At 41.6% G+C, this 4,634-nt stretch carries 4 protein-coding genes; all 4 read right to left on the bottom strand.

Annotated features, from left to right (window positions below; translation table 11 throughout):
• Positions 1-180 precede the first annotated feature (180 nt).
• Positions 181-339, bottom strand: coding sequence for a hypothetical protein (locus tag ACI35L_RS17480; RefSeq protein ID WP_439803441.1), 159 nt, complete (start codon positions 337-339; stop codon positions 181-183).
• Positions 329-1,261 carry a hypothetical protein gene (locus ACI35L_RS17475; RefSeq protein ID WP_439803440.1) on the bottom strand — a complete coding sequence of 311 codons (933 nt, stop codon included), beginning with the start codon at positions 1,259-1,261 and terminating at the stop codon, positions 329-331. The genes ACI35L_RS17480 and ACI35L_RS17475 overlap by 11 nt, the downstream gene beginning before the upstream one ends.
• Positions 1,262-1,390: 129 nt before the next feature.
• Positions 1,391-2,647: a S8 family peptidase gene (locus ACI35L_RS17470; RefSeq protein WP_049670249.1), complete on the bottom strand. Its 1,257-nt coding sequence runs from the start codon at positions 2,645-2,647 to the stop codon at positions 1,391-1,393.
• Positions 2,648-3,066: 419 nt separating this feature from the next.
• Complete coding sequence (locus ACI35L_RS17465) at positions 3,067-4,290, bottom strand: helix-turn-helix domain-containing protein (RefSeq protein WP_439803439.1); 1,224 nt, start codon at positions 4,288-4,290, stop codon at positions 3,067-3,069.
• Between the last annotated feature and the right edge of the window lie 344 nt (positions 4,291-4,634).

Raw genomic sequence — 4,634 nt, 5'->3', positions numbered from 1 at the left:
CCGTTGCCTGGGAAAAGCATGGGCATTGCGTGTCTTACTCCATCTTTCTCCCGCCTTTATCCCACCCACCCTGAATGAGACACTGACTTCTCCCGCTTTTCCTGTACATAGCCTGGACCGTTCCTCCCGACAAAACAAAAAAATAAACCTCCCAATCATCACTTTGATTAGAAGGTTTATTCATTTGATTTTGTAATAGAATTTTTCATTTGTGCAGCCACTCTCTAGTACTGGCTTATTCTCCACAATGCCATCGTTCGGCCCGTCGAGGCACATTTTCGCTAATTGTCTATATTTCTCTGCACTGAATCTGGCTCTTATGACGATATTATCCACCAACTTGTAAATCCACTCCTTCTGTGTTTACGTAGGCACATTCGTTCATGGCTTCCTGGCTGACTAATCGTTCAATCCAGCATACGTATTCTATATTTTCGAGCTGTGCTGCTGCTGAATGATGCAGGATATATAAATATTGTTGATCCATGATGTCAAAGCGGCATGTATAGCTCCATAGGATAGATACTAGTAATTTATCCAAATGATGGTAAGTGTAAACCACAATATTCTTCTTTTTGAAGTTTACTGTAGATTCTTGATTCTCCATGTACGGTTTTCCTTTTTCGGCTGAGATTTGGGCAAGTCGCATCCATTCATCGGGTAAGGCGGCCCACTCGTATAAAGCCCAATTGATGCCGACTCCTTGCTTCTTGAATCCTTCTGCAGCGTATTTCTCTAGAAAATAGGCGATGGCACCTTCATAGTCAGCTCTTCCTGCATCCTCTTGATAAAAAAGAAAGAGCGTTCCTTTGCTGTGATCGCTGTAGAGGTCTCCTAACAGACGAAATCTTTCTTCCATGTTCAGATTACCAGGTTCTTCTGCTTCATTGCTGTCTTCGAGTTCAAGTTCAAATTGGAAAAGACGGAATCTTTTCAGGCTCCGAGTCGCGAGCGGTATGAATAAAAATAAGAGAATCCAAATCAGTAAAAACAAGAGCCCCTTTCCGACAATGCGGTTTGCCTCTGATGAGACAATATTGGTCATCATGGCGACAAACCATCCTTGGTCCATTGCCGGCATTTCATTAACTGTCAGTGCCTCAAATGGATTGAGAAAGACCTTGCGATAGGTGATGGCAAGAGAGGCCAGCGTCCAAAGCGCAATGACCATAATGCCAAGCTGATACAGACATATATACCCCTTCTTGGCTAGTAAACGAAATAAATTGATCGATTCCTTTAATCGAAACCATATTTTCATTACAACCAATTCCTTTATCGGGATTTTTTTAGACAAAAAAGGCCGCTTCTTCTTGTTAGACAAGATGCGGCCTAATGTGTGACAAGCAGCCTCCCGTCCATGGAGAGGCTGCTTTTGAACCGAATTGTTTTATTGGACTCGAGGGAATCCGAAGCCAGAGGCATAATCATCGCCAACTGCGGCGCCAACTCCACCCAAAATGTCATTGGCTTTCGCCCTGTTTTGAAGCACAGTGCGAACTTGGTTTGCTGTATATCCAGTGTTAGACGCCCAGATTTTCGCAGCTAAGCCGGAAACATGAGGCGTTGCCATGGATGTACCGCTGATTGTGTTGTATCCGCCTGTATACCAAGTAGATTCAACAGCTGAACCAGGAGCAGAGACTTCAATATCTTTCACGCCGATTACATAGTCACCGTCTGTGTTCGGATTTCCGCGGGAAGAATAATTTGCCACACGGTATGTGCCATTAGCTTGTACATTTTCAAGGGCTGCTACTGCTACGACATTCGCAAGTGCACCAGGGTAGCCGATTGTATTGGCAGCAGAACCGCTGTTGCCTGCAGCCGCAATGATAAGAACCCCTTTTCCTTGTGCATACGTTACCGCGCTTGAGATCAAGGAATCATTTGCGCTAGAACCGAGTGACATGGAGATAATCAGCTTCGAACCTGTCGATGTGGCTTGGTCGGCCGCATGTCTGATAGCAGCTGCAATATCATCAGAATATCCAGAGCCGCTGTCCGTTAGAACCTTATAGGCCCATAGCTTCGCTTGTGGAGCAACACCATATACCCCTGTGCCTCCTCCGCCATTACCAAGAACGGTACCAGCTACGTGTGTACCATGTCCATTTCGGTCAGCACAAGAATTATTCACGTATGTGCTGCTAGTCGTAAAATCTTTACATTGCTCCACATTGGACGATAAATCCTTATGTGTTTTCAGAACACCTGTATCCAATACAGCGACCTTTATGCCGCTACCACCCGAAGTAGACGTTAGTGAACTATTATTATAAATGGCTTTTATTCCCCAAGGTACGCGAGTGGTAGGACTTGACGTTGCCTTTAATTGGTTGGTCGCGGCAATCTTGAATTCTGGTACTTTCTTGACTTCGATGTCATTATTTTTGACTAGCTTCTCATACTCTTTTTCAGAGACATCGACTGTAAAGCCTTGGCCGTTGAAATCATGATGGACACCCATATCTTTCTTCGCCTGTGCCCGTTCACTTTGAGATCCCTTAATAAGGACCCGGATTGTTTCCTTCTGAACTGACTCTTTCGGAGCCTTCCCCATTTCTGCTGCTGATGAGAAGGATGCTCCACTGAACACCATTGCCAAACTCAACACGACCGTACTGATTAATCTTTTTGACTTCATGTTTCCTCTCCTCTCACATATTTATTTTTGATGGCTCTCTTTGATGTAAAACTAGTATATTGATTATTTTTTTTCTTGGAAACGGAGCGATTTTACTATAATTCAAAAATGAATAGATTGAATTGTTAAAATGTTCTAAAATTTCCCAAATAAATAACACCATATTTCTACCATATTTTTACTTATTACATTATTTTTCAACAAATCTCTTGTTTTTCACCGTGGAAGAAGTACCAACCCGACCAAAAACAAAACAGGTGTTTGTGCCTATCATTTTTTTATTTTCCCAACAAAATTTATACATAAAAAAGCCGACTGCTTATGCAATCGGCTTTTCCCATGTATTCAGATACGATGTATTTAAGTTACCGGCGGCAAGATGGGCGCTTTCATGTTCATCTCTACTCCCCCTTATGTTCTTATTCCATATAAGTATATTGCAGCGCTTCTTTAAACTTTCCTTCTTTTTTATAATAATCAGCTAAAATTTTATTAACCGACCTAATATCTGTAAAGCTCAGCTCCTTATCGTATAAAAAAGGAAGGGTATAATCTTCTAAATATCGAATGGCTCTCTCCTCTTCCCCCTCCATCATGTATAAATAATAGTTCGGGAGAATTTGATAGATTTTCGTGTTTGATCGAGCAGCATTCTTTTTTAATTGGTCAAAGTTTTCTTTTGCCACAACATAATCCTCAAGATAATAAGATGTTTCTGCATAGGCATACAAGCTGACCATGTACGAGTAGGCATCATCTATCCCCGAATCCAATGCCTTCTTGAAGTAATCTCGTGCTTCTGCCAAATTCCCCATCTTCTGCTTCAAATACCCGATATTGTGATACGTGAGTGCCAGCATATCCATTTCTCCAAGAATCTCTGCATTCCGTTCGAGATGCTTATAGCAATCCAGCGCCACCTCATGGATATTAGAATCCGTATAACTGATTCCCATTATCATCAGCGTATGGAGCATTCGCTTAATATTATAGTCAGCTGTAAAAGAGGTCAAAGCATGCTTACCGTAAAAAATGGCGTAGCCCGGCTGTTCAATATGACATTTGACGAGAGCCAAATGATAGTACACATCACCAGAGGCATTGACACCCTCCCCTTGAGAAAGGACCAAATCATCCAAAACATCATTCGCTTGACGATACTTATTCTGGACAATCAAACAAATGGCATGATAGTAGTGAAATAGGTACAACTCTTGGTAGGAGAAATTCTTCTTATGCTTCTCAAGCCACTTATAATGCAGCTTCGCCTCCTCAATCTCGCGCACCAAAAGATAATACCTTAGCTTATAAAGCTCGTACAAATAGAGATGCGGCGTATAAGCAATAAAGCCTGACAGCTCTGAAAGCCGTTCATATAGTCCTCTTGCTTTATCTACCTGCAAATAATTGATATTATGGATCCACTCATCGAGCAGCTCCTCTATCATCCCATTCTTTTGTTGCACTTCCTTCAAATTCGCGCCAAGCCTATTCAAAAGCAAATCAATGGTTTGTTCATTCGCCTCCTTCCCATTATTCTCGATTTTGCTAAGATGAGGTACCGAGCAAATGCCTTCCACCAGTTCACTTTGTGTCATTCCCTGCTTTGTTCGATAATATTTAATCAGCGAACCAACATTCATGTCCCCACCTTCTTATCCTTATTTCCAATATTATACAACAAGCTTTCAACCCTTGCTATGAGTCGACTTTACTGATTTTTTTTGCTTAAAACAGGATTGATCTTTCTACAATATTGGACAAGCCCAAGTCGATTCTTTATTAATGGCAAAATCCTTAATATTATATAAAAATACTAAGACCTCCGATTTCTTTGCACACAAAAAAGCACCGCCCCCAGCATATCAATCAGGAGCGGCTTCTATACATTTCCCTTTAGGAGGTCATCGCGTACGATAACACCTTCATTTTAACATTAATGCGTTAAAGCGTAAACGACTTTAGTGAAAATTCACAATCTTGACAC

This window comes from Pradoshia sp. (assembly GCF_051873915.1).
Taxonomy (GTDB): Bacteria; Bacillota; Bacilli; order Bacillales; family Pradoshiaceae; genus Pradoshia.
This window is presented reverse-complemented; position numbering and strand designations above follow the sequence as displayed.